Origin of the sequence: Paenibacillus woosongensis, assembly GCF_030122845.1 — a bacterium.
GTDB lineage: Bacteria > Bacillota > Bacilli > Paenibacillales > Paenibacillaceae > Fontibacillus > Fontibacillus woosongensis_A.
The window spans coordinates 1,153,860-1,177,962 of the sequence record NZ_CP126084.1; the positions used below are offsets into that span (position 1 = coordinate 1,153,860).

The 24,103-nt window shown below is 43.7% G+C and carries 20 protein-coding genes and 3 pseudogenes; 14 read left to right on the forward strand and 9 right to left on the reverse strand.

The window, feature by feature from the left end:
- The first annotated feature begins 5 nt into the window (after nucleotides 1-5).
- The 3 genes from QNH46_RS05060 to QNH46_RS05065 all read left to right on the forward strand — a co-directional run bounded on the left by QNH46_RS05060 (nucleotide 6) and on the right by QNH46_RS05065 (nucleotide 2,310).
- A complete protein-coding gene (locus QNH46_RS05060) occupies nucleotides 6-899 on the forward strand; it encodes a class I SAM-dependent methyltransferase (RefSeq protein WP_283927163.1) in 894 nt (297 codons plus the stop codon).
- Nucleotides 900-1,110: 211 nt separating this feature from the next.
- Nucleotides 1,111-1,266 carry a hypothetical protein gene (locus QNH46_RS24420; RefSeq protein WP_430691919.1) on the forward strand — a complete coding sequence of 52 codons (156 nt, stop codon included), beginning with the start codon at nucleotides 1,111-1,113 and terminating at the stop codon, nucleotides 1,264-1,266.
- 129 nt (nucleotides 1,267-1,395) lie between these two features.
- Nucleotides 1,396-2,310, forward strand: a complete 915-nt coding sequence (locus tag QNH46_RS05065; RefSeq protein ID WP_283927164.1) for an NAD(P)/FAD-dependent oxidoreductase — start codon at nucleotides 1,396-1,398, stop codon at nucleotides 2,308-2,310.
- Between the two features lie 106 nt (nucleotides 2,311-2,416).
- Here the strand turns inward: QNH46_RS05065 and QNH46_RS05070 are convergent, their stop codons facing one another.
- On the reverse strand, nucleotides 2,417-2,629 hold the full coding sequence (locus tag QNH46_RS05070; RefSeq protein WP_054819294.1) for a hypothetical protein: 213 nt from the start codon (nucleotides 2,627-2,629) through the stop codon (nucleotides 2,417-2,419).
- A 31-nt stretch (nucleotides 2,630-2,660) separates the two neighbouring features.
- On the reverse strand, nucleotides 2,661-3,371 hold the full coding sequence (locus QNH46_RS05075) for a GAP family protein (RefSeq protein WP_055109555.1): 711 nt from the start codon (nucleotides 3,369-3,371) through the stop codon (nucleotides 2,661-2,663).
- An 88-nt stretch (nucleotides 3,372-3,459) separates the two neighbouring features.
- Here QNH46_RS05075 and QNH46_RS05080 point away from each other — a divergent pair, with 88 nt between their 5' ends.
- The 7 genes and pseudogenes from QNH46_RS05080 to QNH46_RS24545 all read left to right on the forward strand — a co-directional run bounded on the left by QNH46_RS05080 (nucleotide 3,460) and on the right by QNH46_RS24545 (nucleotide 11,377).
- Nucleotides 3,460-4,053, forward strand: a complete 594-nt coding sequence (locus QNH46_RS05080) for a TetR/AcrR family transcriptional regulator (RefSeq protein WP_283927165.1) — start codon at nucleotides 3,460-3,462, stop codon at nucleotides 4,051-4,053.
- Nucleotides 4,054-4,492: 439 nt separating this feature from the next.
- Nucleotides 4,493-4,582, forward strand: coding sequence for a hypothetical protein (locus tag QNH46_RS24540; protein WP_430691920.1), 90 nt, complete (start codon nucleotides 4,493-4,495; stop codon nucleotides 4,580-4,582).
- Nucleotides 4,583-5,396: 814 nt separating this feature from the next.
- The gene (locus QNH46_RS05090; RefSeq protein ID WP_283927166.1) at nucleotides 5,397-5,993 is read left to right on the forward strand and encodes a TetR/AcrR family transcriptional regulator; all 597 of its coding nucleotides are present in this window, start codon (nucleotides 5,397-5,399) and stop codon (nucleotides 5,991-5,993) included.
- Between the two features lie 112 nt (nucleotides 5,994-6,105).
- Nucleotides 6,106-8,290, forward strand: a pseudogene (locus tag QNH46_RS05095) (MMPL family transporter).
- 243 nt (nucleotides 8,291-8,533) lie between these two features.
- A pseudogene (locus tag QNH46_RS05105) lies at nucleotides 8,534-9,889 on the forward strand (ISNCY family transposase).
- A gap of 220 nt (nucleotides 9,890-10,109) precedes the next feature.
- Nucleotides 10,110-10,969, forward strand: a pseudogene (locus tag QNH46_RS24425) (transposase); the annotation flags it as partial.
- Nucleotides 10,958-11,377 carry a VanZ family protein gene (locus tag QNH46_RS24545; protein WP_356710800.1) on the forward strand — a complete coding sequence of 140 codons (420 nt, stop codon included), beginning with the start codon at nucleotides 10,958-10,960 and terminating at the stop codon, nucleotides 11,375-11,377. The pseudogene QNH46_RS24425 and the gene QNH46_RS24545, both read left to right, overlap by 12 nt.
- A 351-nt stretch (nucleotides 11,378-11,728) precedes the next feature.
- On the opposite strand, the gene QNH46_RS05120 is transcribed toward QNH46_RS24545, so the two are convergent.
- The 7 genes from QNH46_RS05120 to QNH46_RS05150 all read right to left on the reverse strand — a co-directional run bounded on the left by QNH46_RS05120 (nucleotide 11,729) and on the right by QNH46_RS05150 (nucleotide 18,432).
- Complete coding sequence (locus QNH46_RS05120) at nucleotides 11,729-11,977, reverse strand: hypothetical protein (protein ID WP_210095482.1); 249 nt, start codon at nucleotides 11,975-11,977, stop codon at nucleotides 11,729-11,731.
- A 23-nt stretch (nucleotides 11,978-12,000) separates the two neighbouring features.
- Nucleotides 12,001-12,618 (reverse strand): DUF6431 domain-containing protein, encoded by a 618-nt coding sequence (locus QNH46_RS05125; protein ID WP_283927169.1) that lies wholly within the window; start codon nucleotides 12,616-12,618, stop codon nucleotides 12,001-12,003.
- A 1,227-nt stretch (nucleotides 12,619-13,845) separates the two neighbouring features.
- On the reverse strand, nucleotides 13,846-14,064 hold the full coding sequence (locus QNH46_RS05130) for a hypothetical protein (RefSeq protein WP_007130946.1): 219 nt from the start codon (nucleotides 14,062-14,064) through the stop codon (nucleotides 13,846-13,848).
- A gap of 7 nt (nucleotides 14,065-14,071) precedes the next feature.
- Nucleotides 14,072-15,163, reverse strand: a complete 1,092-nt coding sequence (locus QNH46_RS05135) for a GerAB/ArcD/ProY family transporter (protein WP_055109516.1) — start codon at nucleotides 15,161-15,163, stop codon at nucleotides 14,072-14,074.
- The gene (locus QNH46_RS05140; protein WP_055109518.1) at nucleotides 15,160-16,344 is read right to left on the reverse strand and encodes a Ger(x)C family spore germination protein; all 1,185 of its coding nucleotides are present in this window, start codon (nucleotides 16,342-16,344) and stop codon (nucleotides 15,160-15,162) included. Before QNH46_RS05140 ends, QNH46_RS05135 begins: the two co-directional genes overlap by 4 nt.
- On the reverse strand, nucleotides 16,341-17,825 hold the full coding sequence (locus tag QNH46_RS05145; RefSeq protein WP_283927170.1) for a spore germination protein: 1,485 nt from the start codon (nucleotides 17,823-17,825) through the stop codon (nucleotides 16,341-16,343). Before QNH46_RS05145 ends, QNH46_RS05140 begins: the two co-directional genes overlap by 4 nt.
- Nucleotides 17,826-18,126: 301 nt before the next feature.
- Complete coding sequence (locus QNH46_RS05150) at nucleotides 18,127-18,432, reverse strand: hypothetical protein (RefSeq protein WP_283927171.1); 306 nt, start codon at nucleotides 18,430-18,432, stop codon at nucleotides 18,127-18,129.
- A gap of 343 nt (nucleotides 18,433-18,775) precedes the next feature.
- On the opposite strand from QNH46_RS05150, the gene QNH46_RS05155 reads away from it, so the two are divergent.
- The 4 genes from QNH46_RS05155 (at nucleotide 18,776) to QNH46_RS05170 (ending at nucleotide 24,016) form a co-directional block, all read left to right on the forward strand.
- Nucleotides 18,776-19,387: a hypothetical protein gene (locus QNH46_RS05155; protein WP_216539088.1), complete on the forward strand. Its 612-nt coding sequence runs from the start codon at nucleotides 18,776-18,778 to the stop codon at nucleotides 19,385-19,387.
- A 49-nt stretch (nucleotides 19,388-19,436) separates the two neighbouring features.
- Entirely contained in the window at nucleotides 19,437-20,126 is a 690-nt protein-coding gene (locus tag QNH46_RS05160) for a response regulator transcription factor (protein WP_283927172.1), read from the forward strand.
- Nucleotides 20,123-21,292 (forward strand): sensor histidine kinase, encoded by a 1,170-nt coding sequence (locus tag QNH46_RS05165; protein ID WP_283927173.1) that lies wholly within the window; start codon nucleotides 20,123-20,125, stop codon nucleotides 21,290-21,292. The genes QNH46_RS05160 and QNH46_RS05165 overlap by 4 nt, the downstream gene beginning before the upstream one ends.
- A gap of 162 nt (nucleotides 21,293-21,454) precedes the next feature.
- Nucleotides 21,455-24,016 carry a winged helix-turn-helix domain-containing protein gene (locus QNH46_RS05170; protein ID WP_283927174.1) on the forward strand — a complete coding sequence of 854 codons (2,562 nt, stop codon included), beginning with the start codon at nucleotides 21,455-21,457 and terminating at the stop codon, nucleotides 24,014-24,016.
- Nucleotides 24,017-24,103 lie beyond the last annotated feature (87 nt).

Consider the following 24,103-nt stretch of genomic DNA (forward strand, 5'->3'; position numbering starts at 1 on the left):
CCTAGATGATCGAAATGTTACGCAACGAAGCTGCTTGGGAACAAGCTTGGAAGGACGACCAAACGACAGGTGTAAACTTGATGAAATCAGCAGGGATCGAGCCGAGATTCACTTTTGGCGCCATCGCGGCCCAAAACTACAATGAGCAATCGTTCAACGATGAAGGAAGAAGACGGTCAGCACGTATTATCGGCTGGTTGGAAAATCAAGGCGTAAATTTTAATGGCGCCTCTGTCCTCGACATCGGAGCGGCCTCTGGAATATTTTCTATTCCCTTTGCGCAAAGAGGAGCAGATGTGACCGCCGTTGAGCCGTCGCTTCCGTTCACAGAACTATTGGAGCACAACAATCAAAAATGGGCCGACGGTAAGGTAAAGATCGTGCGCGCAGCCTTTGAAGATATGGATACGAAGACATTAGGCTGGAACCAAGCTTTTGATTTTGTCTTTGTGTCAATGTGCCCGGCGATCACAGACTGGGAGATGGTGGAGAAAGTGATCAGCTGCGCTCGAAAATTTTGTTATATCAGCCTAGCGGCAGGTCCTAAAGAACACAGCCTCACCCTTGAAATATTGCCGCTGTTAAACCATTCATACAACAAGCATCAAAACTCCGAGATGATGTATTTGCTACAGCTGCTTTATCTAAAAGGGTACGCCTTTCATTCACTCGTCACACGAGAAATGAAAGTCAGGGTTGTGTCTCGTGCGGAAGCCATTCAAGAGGTTTTACATTGGCTTAACTTTTACAATTATCCAGTAGATGAGAATACGCAGGCCATCATTGAAGATTATCTGGATCAAACTTATCCTGGAAAAACGATCCCAATCAAACAAGGAGGGCGCTTCGGCAAAGTGCTCATTCAGTTAGAAGAGCAAAGCATGTTTACTTATTCATGAGGATGAATCAACCAAAGCGCCTACATCAGATGAGTTCCCGCATAAGGGACGCGTTGTACGAAACAATGGCGGTTCCGGAAGTGCGGGAATTTTTGATCCAGATGGGCATGATATTCAGGCGGATGAAGAAAGAGGCGTGTACTTTGATTGTATTTGCCTTTGAAAAACAACACTTATCATATTAAATGGAATGGTCATTGCGCTTGTTGGCATGTTAAGTGGTTTAGTCGCTTCTTATGAATTGGGTACACCACCCGGCGCTTCCATCACATTAATTTTAATGTTGATTTTTTCAGTCATAACACTTGCAAAGTACATGTTAGATTACTTGAAATTGGATAGACTATTTAATAAAAGTCAAGTCTAGAATGAAATATGCAGAAAATGACAAATCGAGTTTACGCCGTAGATTTGCCATTTTGAAAATAAGCCCATGCATTATACTGAGTAATCACATCTCGTATGGAAAGTTAAACGAAGTGGGAGGGAGTTAATCATGAAGGAAGTTGATGTTGTTATTATTGGAGGAGGTCCTGCAGGTTTAAGTGCTGGACTTGTACTAGGACGTGCTAGAAAGAAGACATTGATTATTGATGAGGGCCAACCGCGTAATGCAGTGACTAGAGAGGCTCATGGCTTTTTAACACGTGATGGCGTTAGCCCACATGACTTTCGAAAAATTGCGAAAGAACAGCTTCGCACTTATCCATCGGTTTCACATCTGGAAGATATCGTCAGGTTGATAGAAGGGGAAGATGGACAATTTTTGTTGGAAACTGTTTCGGGGGTGAAGATAGCCGCTAGTAAACTGCTGTTTGCTATCGGAATGAAGGATCGTGATCTTGGCATACCAGGGTTGGCAGAGGTCTATGGTAAGAGTGCGTTTGTATGCCCGTATTGTGATGGCTGGGAACTAAGGGATCAGCAATTAGTTGTCATAAACAGAGGAGCGACATTAATGCATTTTGTCCCATTGCTTTCTGGATGGTCGAAGCAGTTAGTAGTTTGTACAAATGGTCCCGATGAATTGAGTGAAGCAGAACGTGAAGAATTGCGCGCACATAATATCCCGGTATTTAATGCACCAATACATTCAATCCAATCAAATCAAGGCATGGTAAGCCATATCAAGCTTGAGGATGGGACGGAAATTTCGTGCACAGGGATTTTCTTCAAGCCGGAATTGGAACTTGGATCGGATTTGCCAGTTGCCCTTGGTTGCCGGATGTTGGATACTGGAATCATTGAAGTCGATGAGTTTGGAAAAACTAGTGTACCTGGTGTTTATGCAGCAGGGGATGCAACTACACACTTACACCAATCTATTGTTGCTGCTGCTTCAGGTGCTGTATCCGCAGCTGCAATAAACGGGGAATTAAATCAAGAAGAATGGCGGAAGAGCAACGTTTGATTGAATAACCATGAACACTTTACGAGCCTTCCTCACCCAAGTATCATGCTCATAGAATAAACTTCAAGGGTGAGGAATAACTATGAGATCTTCAAGACATAATAGGTTAGTCAACTTTATCCTTTATTTTAAGAGAACCCACACCAATAATTGCTCCCAATATCACTAAAATTATACTGGCTATTATTTCATATCCTTGCAATGCATCGATGTAATTGACGAGAAACCAACTTGGTCCCCCGCCTGCCAATCGATTTATGATACCTCCAACTCCCTGAAGCAATAGAAGTAAACTTGCACCGCTTGCAATCTCTTTCATAACGCTACATCTCCTTTTTACATAACGAATATCAAGATAGAACTCCCCTGATGCCAATATTGAATAAAATCGCCCCAATAACTGCCACTCCGACTAATACAGAAGACAACGGAGCTTTTACTAATTTTGATCGCAGTTGTTCAAGCTGATTCATTATCCAGTTTTTACATAGTATAAACACGATCAATAGTAAGATTGAAGGAAGTACCATAATCGCGTTATAGCCAAGTAAAATGCCAATGGACAAACCCGTATGAAACGCTAAACCATCCATTAGTAATATCGAGTAAAAATACGGTAAAGCTGTGGTAAACTCAATCGCAAAGACAATAATACCGAGTATGATCATTCCTCTTATAGACACTTGCGTAGGTAACCATTCCAAAAATCGGGATTCCATCCCTTTTTTAGGCTTATAAAAACTAATGAGTACAAAGGCGACTCCAAGTATCGTATAAAACCAACTTGAAATTTGATTGTTCGCCATGCTTTCTATAATACCAAGAATCGGCCCAACTCCGAGATAAACCAAGATACCCATTATAAAATAGCAAAATTGTGTCGAAAATAAAAAAACGATCAATCGCGATGCTGTTTTTTCTTTTTGTATGAGAAGGATATAAGCTGTAATCGCCAATACCCCGGGGCTTAAAATATCAATGACAGCACAGAGCACAATAATGAGGAGTGCTGTTGTGAAATCTATGTTGGCAGGAATTAATGATTCAATGAATTCAATCACCTAAACATCCTCCTTATTTATTTATTTCGCGCACTGTGATAAAATAATAATAACACAGTGTGTTAAATAAGACAAGAGGTGATTTGAAGTGCCGAAAATTGTTGATCATGATCACAAAAGAAAGCTCATCGCTGAAACGGCCTGGAAAATTATTGAAACCGAAGGTATTGAAAAAGCATCTATCCGCAGAATCGCATCTGAGGCTGGAATGTCTGCCGGAGCATTGAGACATTATTTCTCAAACCAGGATGAGTTACTATTATTTATCATGGATTATTTTCTTGCTCGCGGGAAAGAACGGTCGAAGAATAAATCATGGTCACAAGACCCTTTCATTGCGGTACAGGAAACGTTGTTAGAATTGGTTCCTGTCGATCGGGATAAACAAGCTGAAGCTGGCGTATGGCTGGTTTTCGTCATTCGTTCACTTACAAGTGCAGCTTTGAACACGAAAAAAGCTGAACTCATCGAAGGAGAATACATTTTAATGGAGGCACTGCTTGAAATCTTGATAAAGGCAGGATATGTAAAAAAAGACATAGATATTGAATTAGAAAAATTAAGGCTTTCTGCAGTCATTGAAGGTTTATCCATACATGCTCTATTAAGACCGGATTTATTCACCATTGAAAAAACGGAACAAATTATTACTCACCACTTAAAAGAACTTTGCAACCAATAAATATTAAGTTAACATTTGATTCGAAATAAACCTTGTTGAAGAAATCGACAATGAAAAGAAGCAGGTCCCACTATAAAAGCCGAAGGAGTCAAAAAGTTTTTTGTCTTTTTCTAAAAGTCTTCCAACGAGTATCGAGTTAAGCGAACCAATAGCTGCTGACGCCGTTTAAAGGGTCGAGGGCAAGGTATATGCTTTGGCTTACATATACGCTTGTGGTATATTAGAGAGTTCTGCGATTCCATATCTTATCTGAAAGAAAGCGGTGTGGAATATTTGACACCGTATCGTGACCATTCGACAATGGCATCTGCCAGTGAGGAAAGGCTTCAGAAACGTTTCGAGCAAGAGGCCGAACGAATTCGTTCAATACTTGGCAACAAGGTTCTGCAATTAGAGCATGTTGGATATACTTCGGTGCCGGGCCAAGCCAATCATCGATATGTTGCTGGTAGTAGAGAATTCAGCTGACGAAACGGCCTACGTTTCCGACTTTGAGGAAGAAGGGTACACCCGTCAAAAACAAATGTAGCCTACTTTTTCAAATGGCCGATGACGTGACGGAGTCCCTCTAACAGCACTTCGTTTGTTGATTTGAATCCCTTCTCTGTGGAAGAATGGATCCGAGAGAAGAGGTTGACGGGTTGCTTCTGCGGGGCGTCAAACCGACTATTTCCGTGACCGAATAACCCTTTTCAATCTTGTAATCTTTACTCGAGCTGTCTCTGACCTGCCCCAACGCTTCGAATGCTCGACCATACGGTTTGATCACATCGGAGTCGTCCTCCAGAATTAACGCGTCCTCATCAAGTGCATTCACCATTTATTTCGCATAGCGGGTGGTGAGCGACGGAGACGGTCGTTGCAGATTCTGACTTAATCGATCACTTGTATTCTTTACCTGAATGAATTCATTCAAGGCGACTGCGATATTTCTAAGAATCACACTTTTGGACTTCAACAGACAGTAAATGGTTTGGGTAATAAATTTGGATTCGACTTGACCAGATTCGGATACCAGGTTTTTTGCAAAATGTATCGTTTCCCGTTTTGTTACATACACATCTGTGGTGGAATGGAACATGTTAAAAACCCCTAATAATTTACATTTTTGTTTAGATTAATTTTGGCGGTACTTAAATTATACCAATCAAAGGGAGGTTTTTTGCTGTTTTCAGGTAATATTTCTCACTTTTCATCTCTGTTTTGGGGGATTTTCTTAAGATACACACCTCCGTAATTACATGCCATCCATTTTTGCGGAAACTCAATTAATTAAATTGGTTTACAAGTAGATTTATGCATGATAAAATATATATTATTTAAAAATGAACGGAGGTTCACGAATGCAATATTTAAAAGAGGAAATTAAAAAACGAATCTTAATAGCTGCATTGGATGAATTTAAAGAGAAGGGTTATTTAAGTGCATCCGTTAGAAATATAGCCAGTAACGCAGATACTGCATTAGGTACAGTGTATAAATATTTTAGGAATAAGGAGGATTTGTTTAATTCTGTAGTAGAATCGGTTTATAGCGATTTGTTTGCTACGATCAATAAAATTATTGTTGCTGATGTTAACCCTAATGAAAAATTGATTGAAATTAAAAATAGGATTTTGGACATTTTTAAAGGAAACAGTAAAGAAGTCTTAATTCTTTTCGGTAAGAGTAAGGGATCTAAATATGAGAACTTTAAAAACGAGGTCGTGGATGTTCTTCATAATATTATTCAAAAAGAAGTATTCTCTCGTTTTGAAGATAAAAGCATTGTGAAAGAACCATTTATTTTCTATGTCCTATCAACAAACTTTGTAGAAGGATTATATACCATTTTAAAGACTCAAGAAGATGGGGAAAAAATTAGCATCCTCATTGACCAGTTGATGTTTTTCTCATTTCACGGTACTGAAAGCCGATTTAAAGAAATGTCTCACATTTAAATAATGTGGATATTTTTTTGAAACAAAAATGAACAATCGTTCATGGTGTTTATTTTATCAATTTTGGTTGTTTTAGCACATATACAGACAGGAAATACAGGAGGAGATTACATTGGCAAAGTATCTTTATAAATTAGGAAATTGGTCAGCAACACATAAAAAACGGTACTTTTTGGCACTGTAGGAATTTTGATGATATTAGCAGTATTAGTACTGAGTTTAAAACCATCTTTTCATGGAGAACTAACTATTCCCAATACACCTGCGGAAAAAGCAGCCAATTTGATTAAAGAAGAATTTGCAGGTACTTCCGAACAATCAACTGTAAACATCGTATTTAAAGCACCAGATAATAGAACGTTGGAATCAGAGGATGTCCAAAGCAAAATTACGGAAGTACTTAATGAAATAAGTAAAGATTCGAAAGTAGCAAGTGTTCAATCACCGATAGAACTGAACAACTTAAATGAAGATAAAACAATTGGTTACGCACAAGTTACGTTTGCGTTAGAAGCTGACAAAGTGCCAGAAAAATCGAAAGAATACATTTTGGATAGTATTGAAATAACAAGAGATGCAGGTATTCAGACAGAAATAATGGGAGGAGATATTACCTTCTCTAGCATACAGTTTGAAGGAATTTATGAAGTAATTGGAGTAGTGGTTGCATTTATTGTATTAGCAATTACTTTTGGTTCATTTATTGCAGCAGGCTTACCAATTCTTATAGCGGTATTAGGTTTAGGAATTAGCTTATTAGGTATTATGATTGGTGCCTACTTTATTGATTTGAATTCTATTTCTATAATTCTAGCAGCTATGTTGGGTTTAGCGGTAGGTATTGACTACTCACTATTTATTATTACACGATTCAGACAAGAATTGGCAAAGGGACATGCCATCAACAATTCAATTTCAATAGCCATAGGAACATCTGGAAGTGCTGTAGTATTTGCAGGTTTGACTGTTATTATTGGACTATTGGGTTTATCTGTAGCTCAAATTCCATTCTTAACCCTTATGGGTGTTTCAGCCGCTATTAGTATACTGGCAGCCGTGCTTATTTCGATTATTACTTTACCAGCAATTTTAGGTATGATAGGCCACCGATTGTCGCCTGCAAAGGAAAGTAGATTTTGGCAAAAAATCAATGGTCAGAATAGAACAGACGAAGAAAAAGCTAATAGATGGGGGAGATTGGTTACTAAACATCCTATCATTATATCGCTAGTATCCATTGCATTCCTTGCAATTCTTACAATTCCTTTCTTCCATATGAATTTGGGGCTACCATCTGATGGAACAGCTAAATCAACGGAAATGACGGAAAGAAGAGCATATGATTTACTAACGGAAGGGTATGGAGAAGGCTTTAATGCACAATTAGTTGTTGCTGCAAAAGTTAGTAAAGTAACAGAGGAAACACCTCAAGTTATTGGAGAAATAGTGAAAGAAATTAGTGATTTAAAAGATATTAAATCTGTATCACCACTTATACCTGGACCTTCCGGAGAAATTTTTATGATTCAAATTACACCAGAATCCGGACCGGATGATATAGAAACAAAGGATTTGGTAAATCTTATTAGAGACAAATCTAAAGAAACAGAAAAAGAACATGATATTGCATTAATGGTAACAGGTAGCACGGCTATGAACATTGACATATCACAGCAATTGAATGATGCTTTACCATTATTTGCATCCTTAATAATTGGTCTTGCTTATATACTCTTAGTAATGGTCTTTAGATCACTATTAGTACCGTTGAAAGCAGTAGTTGGATTCTTACTTTCATTAGGAGCAACATTAGGATTTATGGTATTTGTTGTTCAAGATGGGCATTTCATTAATTTCTTTGGATTTCCATCGGAATCTCCAATATTAGCCTTTTTACCTGTTATTACAATAGGGATATTGTTTGGACTAGCTATGGACTATGAAATATTCTTAGTTAGTAAAATGAGAGAGAGTTATATGCATACTGGAGATAGTCGTAAAGCTATTTTATATGGAATGAGAGACAGCGGTAGAGTAGTAACTGCTGCAGCTCTTATTATGATGGCAGTATTTTTCGGATTTATGATGAATCCTGATGCGATGATTAAATCAATTGGAATGGCACTACCTTTGGAGTATTCTTCGATGCGTTTATTGTCAGAATGACAATAGTACCTGCTGTAATGACTCTAATGGGAAAATCAGCTTGGTATATTCCGAAGTGGTTAGATAAAATTCTTCCTAATATAGATGTAGAAGGAGAGTCTATTACGCATAAAGAAAGAAATGAAGAATAAATCAAGAAAGTAGCATTCTGCAGCTTTCCAGAATGAAGACAAACTCCCGATGCGATGCATGTTGAATGTTGCTCACTGTTAATTAGTTACCCCTGAAAAAATCAGGGTTTTGATCAAAAATAAAAGGAATTCACTGCCTCAAAATGGAATTAGTTATTGTCCAGATAACCATCCAAAGGGGGGCCGAATTCCTATGCTTATGAATTCTTCATTGCCCCTCAAAATCCTTTTGAGGTGAGAAAAATGTTGAAACTTCGTGAAGAACAAATCACATTGTGGGATTCCATCATCTCTGAGAGCGTATGGTCGTTGCCTGAAGAACTGGCTAAAATAGATGCCTTGCTGGATGATGAACGTTTCATGCAGCCTTTTCTAGAGAAGCATCACACCCGAAGGGGCCGTCCGACCAAAGCGATTGAAACCTTCCTGCGTCTCATGTATCTGAAGCGCCGCTACAATTTCGGTTACGAATCCCTCGTGCAGGAAGTAGGCGACAGTCTGACGTGGCGGCGATTTTGCCGCATACCCATTGACGAAAAGATGCCTGATCCGACGACCTTGATCAAAGCGCGCCAGCGCTATGGCGAAGAATGGGTCGAACAACTCAATGAGCTTTTGCTTCAAAAACTGGATGAAGCGAAGGTGCTCAAACACCGGAAGCTGCGGACGGATACCACCGTAGTCGAATCGGATGTACATCATCCGACCGATGCGACCTTGCTGCAGGATGGCGTAAAGGTCATCACTCGCCTGGTAGGCAAGATCCGGAAAGTGGCGTCCGAAGCGACCCGGAACTTCGAGGATAAAAACAGTGAAGTGAAGCAACACATCCTTTCGATCGCCAAGTTGCTGCGCCGGCGCACGCAACAGTCATGGGACGAGCTCAATGCCATAACGGAGCAAGTCGTTGCGATGACGGAAGACGTATGTCAGAAATCAACAGCTGTTATGAATCTTACAAAGGATAAAGGTAAGGCGTCCGTCAAGGCGATGAAAGAGAAGTTAGGTGAAGCTATTACCTTGACCCAAAAGCTCGTCGATCAGGCCAAGCAAGTGGTATCCGGAAACCGCATTATTCCAGATCGGATCGTCAGCTTCTTTGATCCTGAAGCACGCCCGATCAAAAAAGGGAAGCTATCCAAGAGCGCGGAATTCGGATACAAAGCGCGAATCGATGAAACCGAAAATGGGTTTGTAACCGGCTATGAGTTATACAAAGGTAACCCCTCGGACGACGAAATGCTCGTTCCCGCCGTGGTACAACATAAAGAACGATTTGGCTCGGTGCCCCGTGCTGTGGCAACCGACCGCGGCTTCGGCAGCAAGAAAAATGAATCGACCCTTGCAGAACTGGGTGTAACACGAATCAGCACCCCATTCTGAGGGAAGAAGAGCAAGAAACGTGCGGAACTTGAGAAACAGTTATGGTATAAAGATTTGCAACGCTTCCGCGCTGCAGGTGAAGCCAAAATCATTTTACTGAAACGCAGGTACGGTTTAAACCGCAGCCGGTACAGGGGCTTTGTTGGCTCAAAAACCTGGATCGGCTTGGGAATTTGGGTTCATAACCTCAGAAAAGCCGCTCAGATGATCAAATAAGGCAAAGAAATGGAATACAAAGGAAATATGTCCACCTGAAAATTTCAAGGAGAGTAGAGCGAACTCTAAATTCGAATTTTTCAGGGGTAACTAATTAGAAACGAAAAGTAATCCTGAATTTCGAACGTACAGCTCCGTGGAAACGTGAAAAGGGATCCAAATCTTTGGTAGAATGGTGTTTGACTGAAACACATCACCCAAAGAGAGGAGCACCTTTTAGGTGAAGTCTACCACACCCGTCAGCAAGATCAAGACTGAATTTTCCTTGGAGAATGCCACCAGCTTCGGAGGCATCAAAATCTTTCTGGAATACCTTGAGAAAATAAAGCTCTCCGAAGCGTTACGTGACATCTCTTGCGGCAAAGGACGAAATTCTCTCTTTCCGATTTACCGCATTCTGCTTTATCTCATCGTGGGTTGGATGCTCGGCTGCGAGCGGCTCTTTCATTTTCGCAAACTATAGCGCGACTAGCTTCTGAAGCGATTTCTTGGCGGGCGATGCCCACACCATACCTTGCTGTACAAAGAACTGATTCGATTGAGAACATCTTGTCCTAACTTGCGGTTCGAACTGCGAACGCTCAATCAGACCGTCATTCGGCCCTGCCTGCCGTCTAAACTTGTCCTTGATCTGGATTCGACGGCGGAAACCGTATACGGCGATCAAGTCGGCGCAGAGAAAGGAAAGAACCCGCACAAGCCCGGCCGCAAAAGCTACCACCCGCTACTGACATTTGAGGGGCAGTCTCGCCTGTGCCTGAATGACTTCCTCCGATCTGGGAACACGCATGCCTCTACGGATGCTGCTTCATTCTTAGACAACACGTTCGAGCTCCTTGGCGGACGTTCGGTGAAATATGCCCGATTCGACAAGGGCTTCGGCGGCGAGGAGTTCTATAGCCTGTGGGAAGGCAAGAACATCGGCTACGTCGGCAAGCTGAAAAGGACGCAGCGCCTTGCGGCGCAGGTGCAGCCTGCCGGTACTGGAAACGATTTGTCGATGAAGACTGGATTATCGAAGGGATAACGCTCATTTACAAAGCGACATCCTGGAAAAAGCCCCGCCGCGTGGCGATCATTGTAGTAAAACCTATTGGTTTTATTGATAGAATACAATCCATACTTGAAAATAGGAGTATCGGGATCTGGAACTACAATGTAGATCCTTTTCGAAGTATCTCAAGTTATTTCCGTTTTAAAACGACTCCATTTGCCTTCATAAATATTTTGGGTAATATTGTTACGTTCTGTCCATTAGGATTCTTAATCCCTACTATTTTTACAAAGTACAGGAAACTTTCTAAGACTTTGTTGATTTGTTTAATCAGTATAATTGGGATCGAGAGTTTCCAATTTGTCACAATGTTAGGTTATTTTGATGTTGATGATATCATTTTGAATATGACAGGTTGTTTAATTGGATATTTTGTTTATAGTGGGTTTAGAATATTAGCCAGGAAAATAGCTAAACCTGAATTTCGAAAGTAACAACTCTATGAATACGTGAAAAGGGCTCAAAATCTTAGATAATGGTGCTGGATGCTGAACACATCACATAGAGTGCGATTACTTGACTTTCATAGAAAAAGGGGTTAAATAACTCAACTGGATATAAGGACCTGCAATCAGGTATTAAACTTTTATAGCCGTCAGCAAGTCTGACCGCTAATCCGCGTAGATTTTTGCCCTGGAAACTTTGCTTCCACCGGGTTAGCATCTAGGTAAAAGAAACAGTACGCGAGCTAGAGAACTGATCTTAGTACGCATTATTTCATGAATAAAAATTGTAAATAGACTGTTGTACGGTCTTTTTTCGTTTATAGCGATTTGAATTCAGATTTAGAAGTCTGTTTTCCTATTACAAGCGTTTATTATACGCACATGGAGTTTACTCAATAAAGAAAATAAGAAATGCTGATGATCTTGCAGCATAAGGTTATCGGCATTTCCCGACGGTGTTTCATACTCGTGGCTTACAATTTCGCGCATGAGTGCCATTTGCTCTCCGGGATCCAATTTGCGGCTAACCAGGGGCGCAATCAAGCCGTAACGGAAGTTAGCCTCTTGCTGCCTTGCTTGCTCATCCATGCAAAATCTCCTCTCCCTGTGGTCTATGAGAGTATCCCATAGACGCTAGAAACCAGGGAGGGCGCATATTTTGTGGGATCGGGAGGGCAACTTGCCGTCCAGGCGATTTTTAAAGCGATTTTGGAGGCGACTTTCGCTTGCCGTGCTCCTTGGCGGCGGATGCTGAAGGAATTTATAAGCGTGATGCTGCATGCAGGTAACCCTGCATTTAGAAAAGTCCAATAGCCCCGTCTAGATGCGCCAGCGGGGATGAATCGGGATAACAGTTTGTTCAGCCAATCCAGTGTGTCCATTGGCGTTGGATTCATCATGGTGGGGTAAAGGCGGAGCATATCTTCGTCTACTCCCCCGGCAATGAATTGCCCGGCAACCCAAAGTGCCGCATTTGCTGCGCGGTGCAAATGCCTTGCCCACCAGCGTTTCAACGTACGGAAGCTGTAACGTACGCTAGATGTTGTCGTGCTTTCTGCGATCTGCCGCCAAGAGAATCCCTTGCGCTTGCGCTTCAATGCCGCTTCTCGCACCCAAGTCGCATACCGGGCCCATGGAATCAGAAATTCCGGAAGAAGGGAAATCGTCTTATTACAAGCAGGACAGTACCAGCGGTAGATGGGGATCAGGATGACTTCGTGTTTCGTCACAACGCCTCGCCAATAACGACCGTGTTTATGGAGAAGCCGGCCGCAATCGTCACAGCAGATTTGGACGTCAGGAGATTGATTCTCGAAAGTGCGTAAATAAGCCTTGCAAGAAAGGCCGAAATAAAGTACTTTTGACATGATGAAGTGAATGCTCCCGGGGATCCTCTCCAAAGGTTCGGGAGCATTTTCCTATTTAATCGACAATAGCCTAATCCCCCGTCAATGTACAGAAGGGATTAGGCTATTGTCGGCTGTTTATTCGGTTTGGCTCCGCCAAACCGAATGGCGAATCCATGGTTTTTTTCCGCCAAATAATCAGGCGGCGAACAGCATATCATGATTTCAAACGTTTTTAATAATAGACAAACATGATATTGCTTTAGCAACTTTTCTGAAAGCTATGAAATAAAAAGAGGGAGGGAAGGGGGGCGAAATAACAAGAAAAAATGCCCGATGAAAAGAAGTTTTGAGCTGTGTTATTAAGGGAAGAAGAAAATTGAAAGGAGTATATCCGGGTTTGCTAAAGGACCTAAACCTAAGGTAAAGTATCCGGAATCACCAGTAAAATGAAAGAGCATAAGCTTACGCGTCCTTTTTGTCTCAAGAAGCATGCAAAATTGCAGTCTCTAGTTAGGTATCCTATCATGCCGCATATCTACTACGAGACCAGTTTGCCGCATAACCCTTGAACCAAGTAAAAAGGCCGTCGTTTCCGACGACCTCCCCCTGATATTTGATCATTGCTTGGTCTCCGATAAATTTAACCTATGATAATCTTCTGATGCCCAAGTTTACCACATATATTTATTTTTTATAAACATATTATACGAGGAGATACTGATATAAAAAAAACGGTAATTGGTATTCTAATAGTCTGTTTTGTTTATTTTTCAATGCACCAAGATTTTGAAAATAGTTTAATGCTTGGTTATTTAATTATGATTATAGTGACTTCACTTCTTGCTTTCCTCCGACAGAAGTATTATTTGATAGGGAAATCTATGAAATGGTTATTCCGCACGAGATCAACCCGTTCAAAATCAGTACCCTAGAATCTGGCTACAAGGCTGGTATGAAGGAACGGTTTATTATAAGCATTAATTTTGCCGCTAGTAATCATTCGTTTTCAGTCATCCTTCATATCTCCTGTTAAGGTTCTGTCACAAGGATTGGCGGATCATAGTGGTACTAAACTGGGAAGAACCCGCAAAACAATTCATTCTACGTTTATATCATCGTCGTTGAAATGGATTTTAACATTTCAATCATTCTTTCAATAAAAATCGTAATGATAAAAGGACGATGATTCACGATACAAATCCATAATCCGTATCCAATAACAGATACAGCCCCAAAAACTGCTGCATCCCGATAAAGTCTCTTTCGAAGCAATCCCAACATCGGTAAACCTATCAAAGGCGCCAGCAGGATGTGAAGCATCAACATGTTCAATTCATCCTCCTTTTCGCTTCTCGAACGTGCGTTTGACCCATGTTGTCACTAGCAACAAAAAGGGGATCAGTAGAACAAAGAAACTGTCATATATGAATGTATATTTTTCATCCCATTCCTCGTTTTGGATCGGGTTTTCATAGATGGACAAGGCGGTCGCCGACAACAAAATCGTCAAACCCAGAAAATGAGGCCACCGGGTTTTTGGACGAAATACTTGACGCAGCGTTTCGGAAGCTCCGTAAACGAGTACCAACAGCTTGATAAAAATCAGAATCAGTAAAATAACGGAGATAATGGAATGGATGTTGACGATCACCTCTCCGATGGAAATTTCCTGCACGGTCGTATACACTGGAAAGGTAAGTTGTGACGCCCTCTCCACTCCTAATAAACCGATAATCATAAACAAGGTCATGCTAAGAGAAAGGGAAGCGGTCATCAACCCAAGCAAAAAGGGGCGTGTTGCCCCCTGTTTGACCAGCGGAAAAAGCATCGTGAGCGCTATGGCTTCCATATAGGGAAAGCCCAAAAAGGAATGGTATTGCAAAATGGCACCCAGGCCGGAATGGAAAGCTGGCTGAAGTCTTCCCCAATCCCAGTTCACCATTGCCAGCAACAGAACAAACCAGAACGGGAAGAACAAAAACGGAGTGATGATTTGATTTAATCGTCCGATGGCTTCCGTCCCCTGAGCGACCGTGTAAAAGGCGACAAGCAAAAACATGACGTGAAAAACGGTTTTCGGCGTCTCCGGCATGATGGTTCCATTTAAAAAATCGCTTAAATTTCGAAGAGCCCATCCAGCCAAAATACAGAAATAAAGAAAATACAAGACGGAGACAAGCGTTCCCAGAGAACGTCCCCAAGCTTCCAGCGGGATTTGCACCAGACTTTTGCCCGGGTAGTATCGGAAAAGAAAAGTCCAGAACAGACCGACGAGTATGCCAAAACTTCCTGCCCACAAGGGCATGAGCCAGGCATCCTGTCCCGCCTGTACGACTAGCCGCCCGATCAGCACGAAAAGGGTGGTTCCGAGGATATAATTGATTGTCAGCAGATAAAACTGGAATCGGGAAATCATTGGCTTCATCCTGTTCCTCCATAAGGTTGACTCATGCTTCCCGTTCGGAGCAGCCGGGTATTTGCACGAATCTCAATTTGTACATTTTTCGCCGCTTGGTCGATATCCGGATGATTTGGCGTTTGTTTGCGCAACAAGTCGTTGATGCTTAACAGATCCCAGCCACGCTCCCTTATCATTTGATAGAAAGCAAGCGACTCGTCTGCTATGATCTGATTCAGTCTGTTTTCAAGTCTCTCCACCTCGTTCCGAGACTTCGGGACGGACTCGATTGTATAGGCAGTGGAAAGTTCGAGGTCCATGCGGATCCGAACGACAGGTTGGTCGGATTTCCAGAAGACCTCACGTTTTATGCGAACCAGTCTCAATTCCACGGATACCTGTTTTCCTTCCACCTGAAACTGTCGCACGTGGCGACCTCGATCGCCATTTAGCAAATGGTACCAGACCAGTTGCGTATCATTCAGTTTGCCCGCCATGCGATAATCACGGAAAACCGCCCCGCCTCGGATGATAAAGTTGTTTTGATTGGCGTCGATATCCGCCGACCTTTCCCCGCTGTTGGAAGAAGGTGCCTCTGTCATTCCGGTGATCAACGGTAATACGATCGTATCTGACTTTTCCATCCGTTCAATGACATCACTGACCTTGATCTGTTTTCCCACTAGGAGCGAATTCCGGATCAGCAGGTCGAGCCTGGAATCGATCGTGTCAGACGGCACCCGCTCCAGGGGAGTTAATGTTCTCATGACCTGAGATATCGATCCGTCGACAATCAGCATCGGGACCGACGAACGGCCATTAGGTTGCATTTCGATAAAGTTGACAATATCGCGTATGTTTTGTTTGGCCACCCGTCGAGAAACGAGCAGCACCTTGCAGTGGGCCATAAATAACTTGCGCGGCAACATTTTGTAAATCGTAGATTTGATTTCTCCAAAAGAGGATCCACTGATTTCGTAAGTGTATACAGGGGCTTGTTCGCCTCCCGACGTACCTTTGGCGGAAGTGCCGCTGAGCGGGTTGATGATCTGGTAATATACGGTTATTTTTCCGCTCTCAGGATCTCTGTCCACCCCCATCATACTGACCAGCGCCAGTTCGTTCATTTCCGTTCTGTCCCAGCAAGCCGTAAGCAGGGCGGTAAACATCATCAGGATGAACAGACCCGCTGCATACCGGTTGGTCATGTTTGATCCTCCAGATTACTTTTTCTCTTCATATTCCGAATATATCCGGGCAGACCGTTCGGATTCAGCCAGGGCCGGGGCAGCCGCACCAACACATCTTTCCAATCGGTTCCTATGGACGGGGAAGCGGGAGTGAAGTAAGGAACGCCAAAGGACTTAAGCGACACCAGATGGGCAACCAGAAACAGGGCACCGCATAAAATGCCGAAAAGGCCCATAAAGCCGGCCAACAGCACGAACGAAAAACGAAGCAGGCGTTGTGACATGCCAAAGCTGTAAACCGGAACGACAAAATTGGTGATGCCGGTTATGGCTACAACAATGACAATCGCGGCGGAAATGAGACCGGCTTCCACCGCCGCCTGCCCCAGTACAATCGCCCCCACGATCGAAAGCGCCTGTCCGACCGCCCGCGGCATGCGCAGCCCCGCCTCCCGGATAATTTCAAACACGACTTCCATTAACAACACTTCGAAGATGGCGGGAAAGGGGACCCCTTCCCGCTGGGCGGACAAACTGATCAGGAGTTGGGTCGGGATCAGTTCCTGTTGGAACGTCGTGGCCGCGACATACAAGGAAGGGACGAACACGGCCGTAAAAAAGGAAATCAACCGAATCCAGCGAATAAACGTGGCGATGTCCGCTCGCTGATAATAATCTTCAGGAGAACTGAAAAACTCGAAAAACGTCATGGGGGCAAGCAGGACGTTGGGCGTTCCGTCCACCATCACGGCCACTTTACCATCCAGCAACTGGGCAGCTACCATATCAGGGCGTTCGGTGTTGGTAAGCGTCGGAAAAGGAGACCAAATCCGGTCCTGGATGAATTCCTCCACATAAGCGCTTTCCAGCACACTGTCCGTCCGGATGGCTGACAATCTGCCGCGCACTTCCCGGACCAGCGATTCCGGGGCGAGGTTCTCCATGTACACCATAAGCAAAGTCGTCCCGGTTTGATTGCCGATGTTCATTTTATCAAACCGGAGGAATGGGTTGCGGATTCTTTTGCGGACAAGCCCCACATTGGTCAGAATGCTTTCCGTAAAGCCTTCGTGCGGCCCGCGAATGGTCGATTCCGACTTCGGTTCTTCAATGGAGCGTTGTTTGGATTCGGTCACATTGATGAGACAAACGCGCTCCCTTGCAAAATCGGTTAGTGCGCAATGGCCTGCAAGGAGTGCTTTTACGGCATGTTCCCGCAACTGTTCATATGGATCGGAAAAGGAAAATTCGCGCAAAAAACCGCTTTCGGCGGAACGAGGCGCTTCCCCTTCGGAAAACGTATTTTCCGTGAACGATTTCAAAATGTATTCGTCAATCGTTTTTTTATTGACCATCGATTCCAGATATACGCACTGCACGGTTTGTTCCCCTTGGACAAACAAGGATCGGCAGACCAAGTCCGGGGGTAACCCGAGGGCTGATTGAATGTCTCCGAAAAAATCATTCTTGATCGATTGATTTTGCTTTTTTCTTGCCATCGACGAACCTCCAGATTCTCACATCTCATCATTATCATTATTTCCTATTGGGTGGATTCTTATTCCATTGGCAGTTATGCTGTTGCAAATTATCGTGTGGTGAAATCAAGATTCGGTTACGACATTACTAAGTTATTCGATCAATGAGGATATCTAGTACATGACCGCAACTGCTGCAGTATTCTTGAACATACTTCCCGTACTTGCTGGCATGAAGGAAGAAGCAGGCTATTATAGATTCGCTCGCAGCATTCGCCAAAGTTGGATGATCTAACGTAAATACGACTCTCTTATTCATGATTTATAGATTATCGATTAGAAAAAAAGAGGGTCGCCCGTTGACCTCATATTTGTGCACCGTCTGCAAAAACAGGCAGAACAATTCGGCTTTGCGGATCGCGTGACTATTCTGTTTGTAAACGAACTCCCCTAGTCCGTCGAGAACGAAAATGGGGTCGTGGTACGGGGCCGATTTGAAGACAGGAAGGTGTGCGCATGGACAACCCGAGGCGGCTGTTTCCGTCGGTCTAACGCCCGCGGGCGCTCCGGCGTTAACAATCGGATCGGCAAGGCGAATTTGATCGTATCCCTCAACATGGGCGCACACTCGCGCGAATTTTATTTGGGCCTTGCGATCATGTACTGACTCTTCTCTATCTGCTTCCCCGCCATCTACGGCGGTGACTCTGTCAGATCGTCGTGGATTTAACGGAACGACTGCCGATTGTCATCGGAAAAGCTACCGGTTTTACTGGCAGGTTTGGGTGGACAGTATCATGTTTGATGGGGCTCGTGACTGCCTCGATAACCGTAAGCATCGTTCTCGCCCCTGAAGTTCCTCAGCTGACTTCCTCTTTTTCTGAAATACAGCTGTCTTAACAAAAATTTAACAACAGATCAAATACACTGTGGTTAAGTAGTCGGGGAAAAGAAAAAATGAGGTGAAAAAAATGAGAATGAAACGTTTTTTAATTACGGCTGTTTTGTTGATAACCGTGTTGCCCATGACCGCATTTGCCTTGGCAAATGATGCGCTGCCAGTAACGATTCAAACGAGTGATGTTGTTTCGAAGTCAGAGGATATTTCGGGTCAGTCTTCTGGAGCTGTTACAGTAAATCAACAAGCAATTTCTCAAGTGAATGACACAAACCCAACTTCAAGTGATGTCACTGTGGACGGGCAGCCGGTACACAAAATTCAACTATCAGAGGAAAACATCATTGAATTGAATCTTGGGGATTCTGACGATGTTGGTGTACAGGCTACCTATCCGGTTAACTTCAACTTGCCGGGATCATCACTTGCCACAATAAGTGATGGGTCTGGAAACCCGTGGTATTTGACTCGGAACGAAGAGGTTACCATATCGTTGACATGGCTGCCTCGGGACGCTACACTTCGAGTTGGTTTAATCGACTCGGACAATACCTTTTTTTATGTGAACTTTACAGGCGGTGCCGATAGTCGAACTTTTGTTGTGAATGTCGCTGACAACTATCGAGTGGGGATTTACAATACGGATACCCATCAAGTGACAGTCACTGGAAATATCACGATCTAAACATAAACCATTCCCCGACTACGACGTTTTATTGAGAGGTGAGCTAAAGATGCGGATGTTGGTGATCGAAGATGAACAAGATTTGGCGAGTGCGATCAAAAAAGGATTGGAAATGGAAGGATTTGCGGTAGACATTGCATTAGATGGAGAAGAAGGCTGTCACCTGGCGGAAATCCATGCCTACGATATCATCATCTTGGATTTAAACTTGCCAGATAGGGATGGGCTAGATGTGCTGCAACACATACGACATCTTTCCAAACAAATCAGAGTGCTGATTCTAACAGCGCTTTCTGATACATCTTCTCGTGTGAAAGGATTGAATTTGGGAGCTGACGATTATCTTGGTAAACCATTTGATTTTGAAGAACTGAAAGCAAGAATACGCGCCTTATTGAGACGTGATCTTTTACGAGAAAGCCCGCTGCTCACCTATGGCCCTATCGAGTTGAATCCGATCACGATGACAGCAACTTGTGCTGGGCAACAGCTGACCCTTACTCGTAAGGAGTTTGCCTTATTACAGTATTTTTTATCTCATCCTGATCGAGTTGTCTCGTCCGAAGAATTGGTTGAACATGTGTGGGATCAGCATGCGGACCCTTTTTCCAATTCCGTCAGGGTACATATTACGACTTTGCGTAGTAAGATAAGATCCGTTATCCATGCAAACTTTTTGAATACGGTGCCAGGGTACGGCTATCGACTGAACAAACAAATTGAGAGGTTATCAAAATGATGAAAAGCAAGCGGCTCACATTGGCGGGAAGAATCGTGTTGTGGAACCTGGGTTTAATCATATTAACAGGCGTGTTTCTGTTGGTTTCGCTCAATGTTTTTGTTCAAATTATGCTTCCTGCTGTTCATGTGAAGCCCAATGATATGCTACTTCAACAAGATCATGAAGTGATCGTACCCACCATTGAAGTGAATCAGGTAAACGAAGAGGGGATGCTCAGATCGGATGTAAGCTTTTCATCTGAATTGATTGCATTTAAAGGACAAGTTCTCCTTTTTTCGCTGATCTGCCTGCTCATCATGATTATATTAGGTGGGGTCGGGGCGTTTTATCTCTCCAAAAGAAGTCTGTGGCCGGTGCGTTTATTGAGTGAACGACTTATGAAAATCAATGCCAATGATTTGTCCGTGCAGCTTCCTGTTAAGGAACTGCCCAATGATGAATTGAAAGAATTAACGGAATCGTTCAATACCATGCTGAAAAAATTAGAACATGCCTTCCAGCAGCAAGAACGTTTTATGGCCAATGCCGCTCATGAATTTAGAACTCCCTTGACGATTTTGAAGACGAATCTGGAAGTCTTGAGGAGTGATCCATCCGCAACTTTGGCAGATTATCGGCAGCTCTCGGACATTTTTGAAAAGACGTTAAAACGAATGAATCATATGGTCAATGAACTGCTCGTTCTGGCTAAAAATCAAGACCCGGATAAGGATGTGATTGAAGTGGGTTCACTGATCCGTAAAGTCGTGAGTGAATTAAACGATTTAGCTTTGGCACAAACAATTTCTATTGAAATCCACATCCATCCTGATGTTGAGATATACGGGAACGATATTTTAGTCCAGAGAGCCATTAGCAACCTGGTCGAGAACGCCATTATGTACAACAAGCCACAAGGAAAAGTGATCATCACATGTGCAAGTCAAGAAGGAGAGTGTTTCATTTCTATCATGGACACCGGAGATGGCATAGATGAAAAACACATTCCGTTTATCTTTGAACCGTTTTACAGAACTTCGGAAGGTAGAACGAAGAACAAGGCAGGTACAGGGCTAGGTCTATCCATAGCGTTATCCATTATTAAAAAGCATGAGGGAACGATTGAATACAGTCGTGAGCAAACGACGAAAGGCTTTATCGTCCGCCTTCCTGTCATCGACTAGCGGAAAGATGTACTCCATTATATTTCATGTTAATAGTACCCCCAGCATTGTCGATCGAAGATGCTCCGATAAGGCCCTACATAAATAAAAGTTTTTTGGTAAAATAATAGAAAAAATGTTCATATCTTATGACGGTTGCCAAATAAGGGAGGGGGGCAAGCCATGATCATAGCCACGAAACTGCATATTCCTCGATCGCGAAGCTCGCTTGTTGTGCGTTCCCGTCTCACCCGGCGTTTGCATGAAGGGTTAGATCGCACGCTTACTTTGATCTCAGCTCCAGCCGGGTATGGCAAAACGACATTGCTCGGCGAATGGGTGATGACGCTGGAAAATCCCGTCGCCTGGGTCTCGCTTGATCAAGGGGATAATGATCGCACGCGCTTCTGGGCACATACCATTGCAGCGTTAAAACAAGCTTATCCGTCTTTTGACCAACAGGACGTCCTTCGTCATGCCGCAGAAGATCCATCGGGTGTGTCACTGATTGCTGCGCTCATCAACGGGCTACATCGCATTTCACACACGATGGTGCTCGTATGGGATGACTTTCATCATATCGAAGAAACGTCCATCTTGCAGGGCGTCACTTATCTGCTGGAACGTTTACCACTACATGTCCATCTCTATCTTGCAAGCCGAAATTCTCCAGCGCTTCCTCTTTCCAGACTACGAGCAGAAAATAGGCTGATCTCGTTGGAGGCGAGCGATCTCCGGTTTGTGCCGGACGAAACGACTGAATTTTTTGCGAAGTGCGGTGGTATACAATTATCCAATGAAGATGTGGCGACCGTACAAAAAAAGACAGAGGGTTGGGCAGTGGCGATGCGACTGGCGGTCTTGTCAATGCACGAACATACCGATCCCGTATCTCTAATCCGGAAGATGGCGGGGACGGAACGTGATATATCGGATTACTTCTTTGATGAGGTGTTAGCCCGACAATCCGCAACGATGCAGCAATTTTTACTCTATACTTCCATTTTGGACCGGATGAAGGGCGAACTTTGTCAAGCGGTAACCGGTATAGCCGAAAGTCATGCGTATCTGCAACAATTAGACAAGGAAAGCTTGTTTCTTGTAGCTTTGGACGAGTGGCGGGAGTGGTACAGGTATCATCATTTATTCCGGCAATTTTTGACGGCGCAGTTGAAAATGCGCGAGCCGCGGCAATGGCAAACACTTCACATGACAGCGGGAAAATGGTTGGAAGAGAACGGTTATCCGCATGAAGCGGTAGATCATTACCTTGCGGCTGCCGATTATGAACATGCGCTATCATTGATAGAGGTGATGACACCGGAGCTGATGACCAATGAATGGACGACGCTTTGCAAGTGGTTAAACGCAATTCCCGACACGCTGTTATTTGCCAGACCGATGATGCTGTTGACAAAACTCGCTTCCCAGTACTTGTCCGGGCATGTCGAAGCGGCCACTGACGGGTATTGGCAAGCGGTTCGCAGGCTAGAAGAGGACACAGATCCCCTTCCTCCTGAAGAAGCCGAAACATTGCAAGCCGGACTCGCTTTTCTGGCTGCATTTCGCACGTTTTTGGATCGTGATTTTGAATATGCCGTTCAATTTTCACATGAATATGTCGAGAAGCATCCGGAAGGCGATTTCTTCATTGAGTTTGGGAGCGACGTGGATGGCTATCATCCGGTGTGGGATATCTACGTGTCGGATGACAGCCTTCGATTGGCGGAGCAGGTGTTAACGTCCTTGCTGTCGATTTGGTCTGAAACCCGAAATGTCTATTTTGTTGCTCATCTTTATATCGACTTAGGCAAAATGCAGTACGAACGAAATCGCTTGGTCGAAGCGGAAAAGCTGATGCGCCAAGCCTATGATATTGGAAGATTGCATGATCATCGAAGCTTGGCGACCATCGCAGCGCTCTGGCTTGCCCGCATTGCCACCGTACAAGGAGACGAGGCGACGTCAAAGCACATATTACGCGAGCTAACCCAACAAACATCCAAGATAGCGAATTCGCGTTTGTCCGGGAAAATCGCCTCGTTTCGCGCCATGCTGGGCAGGATGCATAGAGAAGAGAAACCGGTGAGACAATGGCTGAGAAAGAGCCGCTTGCGATTCCGTGATGAAATTCCGGTATCCATGATCAAGGAATACGATTTACTGGCCTCTATATTGGCGGAGCAAGGAAAAATGGAAGAAGCCGCAGCATTGACGGAGCGTCTACTCCAGCTGTCAATAGAAGAAGGACGGCAAAGCGACCGAATTCGTCTGCTCGTTCACAAGAGTATGATCCTATCCTTACAAGGAAAGATTTCGGACTCCATGGACGTACTGGAAGAAGCGCTGGCATTGGCGCGGCCGGAAGGGTATATCCGGACCTTTGTCGACGAAGGAGCATCACTTGGGCAATTGTTGGATCAATATATCCGATTGCGCCAAAATCAGCTTCGCCGCCCCAGCCATAAGGTGCCTTTATCCTATGTGAAACGGCTGCGGAGACTGATTCCGCTAGCCGAAAGGGAAGCCGGTACTCCCCATGATAGAACGTTGGCTGCTCTTACAGCCAGAGAACAAAGCGTGCTTCGGTTGATGGAAACGGGAATGTCTAATAAAGAAATCGCGCTTAAATTGAATGTTTCCCTGGCAACCGTAAAAACACATATTAACAATATCTACTGCAAATTGCAATCCAAAAATCGCTTACAAGCGTTGGAACGTGCCAGAACACTACAATTGTTCTGACCCGTTCTTTTTATTTTGTACAAATTATCTCAACCACCCTGCTCAACCTTTTTGATCTTTTGTGCCGGGCAGGGTTGATCACAATGG

Bases quoted from the DNA above. Each gene is read 5' to 3' on its own strand.
- QNH46_RS05060 (WP_283927163.1), top strand. From the start codon at position 6: ATGATCGAAATGTTACGCAACGAAGCTGCTTGGGAACAAGCTTGGAAG.
- QNH46_RS24420 (WP_430691919.1), top strand. From the start codon at position 1,111: ATGTTAAGTGGTTTAGTCGCTTCTTATGAATTGGGTACACCACCCGGC.
- QNH46_RS05065 (WP_283927164.1), top strand. From the start codon at position 1,396: ATGAAGGAAGTTGATGTTGTTATTATTGGAGGAGGTCCTGCAGGTTTA.
- QNH46_RS05070 (WP_054819294.1), bottom strand. From the start codon at position 2,629: ATGAAAGAGATTGCAAGCGGTGCAAGTTTACTTCTATTGCTTCAGGGA.
- QNH46_RS24540 (WP_430691920.1), top strand. From the start codon at position 4,493: ATGTTGCTGGTAGTAGAGAATTCAGCTGACGAAACGGCCTACGTTTCC.
- QNH46_RS05090 (WP_283927166.1), top strand. From the start codon at position 5,397: ATGCAATATTTAAAAGAGGAAATTAAAAAACGAATCTTAATAGCTGCA.
- QNH46_RS05120 (WP_210095482.1), bottom strand. From the start codon at position 11,977: ATGGATGAGCAAGCAAGGCAGCAAGAGGCTAACTTCCGTTACGGCTTG.
- QNH46_RS05130 (WP_007130946.1), bottom strand. From the start codon at position 14,064: ATGTTGATGCTTCACATCCTGCTGGCGCCTTTGATAGGTTTACCGATG.
- QNH46_RS05135 (WP_055109516.1), bottom strand. From the start codon at position 15,163: ATGAAGCCAATGATTTCCCGATTCCAGTTTTATCTGCTGACAATCAAT.
- QNH46_RS05140 (WP_055109518.1), bottom strand. From the start codon at position 16,344: ATGACCAACCGGTATGCAGCGGGTCTGTTCATCCTGATGATGTTTACC.
- QNH46_RS05145 (WP_283927170.1), bottom strand. From the start codon at position 17,825: ATGGCAAGAAAAAAGCAAAATCAATCGATCAAGAATGATTTTTTCGGA.
- QNH46_RS05155 (WP_216539088.1), top strand. From the start codon at position 18,776: ATGAGAATGAAACGTTTTTTAATTACGGCTGTTTTGTTGATAACCGTG.
- QNH46_RS05160 (WP_283927172.1), top strand. From the start codon at position 19,437: ATGCGGATGTTGGTGATCGAAGATGAACAAGATTTGGCGAGTGCGATC.
- QNH46_RS05165 (WP_283927173.1), top strand. From the start codon at position 20,123: ATGATGAAAAGCAAGCGGCTCACATTGGCGGGAAGAATCGTGTTGTGG.
- QNH46_RS05170 (WP_283927174.1), top strand. From the start codon at position 21,455: ATGATCATAGCCACGAAACTGCATATTCCTCGATCGCGAAGCTCGCTT.